The 3135-nt window shown below is 40.9% G+C and carries 3 protein-coding genes; all 3 read right to left on the bottom strand.

All coding sequences use genetic code 11. The features are described from left to right. Positions 1 to 1227 (bottom strand): hypothetical protein (locus BCAMP_RS11190; RefSeq protein WP_035315663.1); only part of this gene is annotated, 1227 nt, incomplete at its 3' end. A gap of 370 nt (positions 1228 to 1597) precedes the next feature. Beyond that, complete coding sequence (locus tag BCAMP_RS11185) at positions 1598 to 2440, bottom strand: Cof-type HAD-IIB family hydrolase (RefSeq protein WP_035315661.1); 843 nt, start codon at positions 2438 to 2440, stop codon at positions 1598 to 1600. A gap of 95 nt (positions 2441 to 2535) precedes the next feature. Continuing rightward, positions 2536 to 3135 (bottom strand): LPXTG cell wall anchor domain-containing protein (locus BCAMP_RS11180; RefSeq protein ID WP_156921233.1); only part of this gene is annotated, 600 nt, incomplete at its 5' end.

Raw genomic sequence — 3135 nt, 5'->3', positions numbered from 1 at the left:
GATTCGTACCTGATGTGTGCCTGGTTTAGTGGTGTCTAACTCCTTCGTCAACACATTGTTCACATAGTAATACTGCACATCCTTCGCGTTTATCGCTTGGCCGTCTTTATTTAACACTCGTTTGAACGGGGCATCTGCATCGTATGCTTGACCGACATATAACGACACGTCTTGTAATTCCGCAGTTGTTTGATCAGGTATAACGGTGACAGTATAAGTCGTACTCACTTGTTTCGCTACTCCATTAAACAAATAATGATACGTTAATATTTGTTTGTAGTTACCCGGTCTTGACGTATTAACGGTATCACCGGTCACCTTCATCGTCGTTTCATCCCATGGTAACGGCTTACCGTCTAATCCTGTACCACCGCTGTAATTATCCGCCGGGCGGTATACCTGATACTGATACAACTGACTATCGTTTGCGTGAATCTTCGGCGAAGGCTGTAACGGCACTGTATACGTTTTATTAGTTCCATAGTTCCAACTTTTAAGATAATATTGCGACCATATATCATTGAATTGATGATACGTTGTACGCCAAGTTAACTTCGTTGGTAGTTTTAATTCTGTTGCTGTTGTCTGTTTCAAGCGTTCGATTTTCAGCGTAAAACGTGCCGTATTACCTAACGAAGCACCGTCGTTCCAGGGTGTTTCAGCGCCCTCACTATTCGGAAAATGAGTAGCTATCACGTTGATGCGATAGACACTGTGATCATAATCAAAGGCGAACTGTACATTATTATGATAGGGCATGTATTCAGGTATCCGATTAAACCCATAAAAGAAGGTTGCCTGCCGATAGGTCATAATCGCATGTACAGGTAAATCGACATAACCTTCAATCGTATCACCAATGTCAGGGCCTAAGGCGTTGACGCCCGTCGGGAAACGTAAATTGGCTGAAAAGGCTGTATCCAGCTTTGGTTTCAAGTGAATCGCATAACCTTCTTTAGCCCAAGCCGCTTCTTGCTGTAATTCAATCAGTACCTTAGTCGCTGGCTTTGCTTGCTTTATTTTATCGTCTTTTTCAGCAATTGGATTCCCTTCGTTTTTTAGCAGTTCCTTGCCCTGCTCTATTTGCTTACTTTGTTCAACCGTTAAAGCAACTCCTGTTTTTTCAGCATTTCCATTCGTTTGTGACTGTACCCTTTCTATTTGAAAGGATGTTAATAAACATAAACATAGCGTCCAAACAACACCGTATTTTAACCTTTTATTCATGCTATCCCCCTTAATGTAAACTGTCGCTAGTACTACACCACTTCAATTTTAACTATGGATAACACGGGGGGAGTGTTTATTTATTTTAATTCGAGATAATTTCAAAAAAAAAAACAGTAAACCATCACCATGGTTTACTGCCAGAAACTTTCAACTTTCAGAAAAACAGCAACAATGGGAAATAATCCCAAGTTCGACCTTTCCAATTTATACGCTGTTGAACGAGCTAATTTCACTTTTCTCCCTCTAGATCAATCAGCTAACAGCTAGTAAATTTCAAGCTCGCTCCTTGCGATGGGAAATAATCGCAAGTTCGACCTTTCCAATTTATACGCTGTTGAACGAGCTGATTTCACTTTTCTCCCTCTCGTTACAGCCATTTGTTTTTCAAAAAGCTCTGATAAATCCCATCATTTTCGGCTGTTGCTGTGATTTCATCAGCCAATTTCTTTAATTGCTCTGTGCCATTCTCCATCGCGACCTTATATCCTACAGCAGCAAACATTGCAAGGTCATTATTACCATCCCCATAGGCCACCGCATCTTCTTTGGCTAAGCCTAAATGCGCTAAGGTTTCTCTAATTGCAACTTGCTTGTCGATTCCTTTAACACTAATTTCGCCACTTTCAGGACCAAACTGTGGCACAGTTGTATGATGCATTTCGAATTCAGCTTGAAATTGTGCGTTCACTGCCTCAAAAGGATGCCCATTACTAATAAAAGAAATTTTATTAACATTGGCATAATCAATTTTTCGACCGACTGATTGTGCTAAAATGTCATAAAACCAATTGAACTCTGCCATCAGTTCCTGATATTTAGTTGAATCAGTGTCTACACCCTTTGTAACCTGTGTTTGGATACTCGCTACACAGTTAGCACTACCAAATAAACCATCGTTCGACTCTAAATAGTAACCGATGTTATGCTCTTCGAAATAGGAAATAATCGCTAACACCGCTTTTTTAGGCATACGCTTATGCGTCAGTACCTTACCATCTATCTCAACGTAACCACCACCGGCCCCAATAATACCATCCAATCCAATCCCTACTATCTCAGCTGTTATTTCAGGTTTTGAACGTCCGGTACAGACGAATACCTTGTTTCCTGTTGCCCGTGTTGCTTGAATCGCTTGCTTCGCAGAAAGTGGCACAGCACCTGCACGATCACATAAAGTTCCATCAACATCTACAAAAATTATTTTAGTCATATGCTACCTCTTTTAGTTCTATTGTATCAGCAGCATATATTTTTGTCCGTTTCCGCCCTTTATATTCACTAAACAACCGAGCATTCATCTCTGAATTACTTAATCGTTGTCGCTCTGCGATAAAGGCTACTTGCTAGTAGAATTAACAATAATCCTATCAAAAGAGTGTCTCGCTGTGAGTAATCACCCGTTTTAGGTAATTTTTTCTGATCTTGGTCTACTGATTGTAGCGTTTGTTCATTGATATTCGTCGATACAGCTTGCTCTGTACTTCCTTCTGGTTCTGTACTTCCTTCTGGTTCTGTACTTCCTTCTGGTTCTGTACTTGCTTCAGGTTCTGTACTTGCTTCAGGTTCTGTAGTTGCTTCTGGTTCTGTACTTGCTTCAGGTTCTGTACTTACTTCTGGTTCTGTACTTGCTTCTGGTTTTGTACTTGCTTCTGGTTTTGTACTTGCTTCTGGTTCGGTACTTCCTTCTGGTTCTGTACTTGCTTCTGGTTCTGTACTTGCTTCAGGTTCTGTAGTTGCTTCTGGTTCGGTACTTGCTTCAGGTTCGGTACTTGCTTCAGGTTCTGTACTTCCTTCTGGTTCTGTACTTGCTTCTGGTTTTGTACTTGCTTCTGGTTTTGTACTTGCTTCTGGTTCTGTACTTGCTTCTGGTTCTGTACTTCCTTCTGGTTCTGTACTTCCTTCTGA

The sequence above is a fragment of the Brochothrix campestris FSL F6-1037 genome, assembly GCF_000525915.1.
Lineage (GTDB): Bacteria > Bacillota > Bacilli > Lactobacillales > Listeriaceae > Brochothrix > Brochothrix campestris.
Note: the sequence above shows the minus strand (reverse complement) of the source record. Positions and strands in the feature narration are given on the sequence as shown.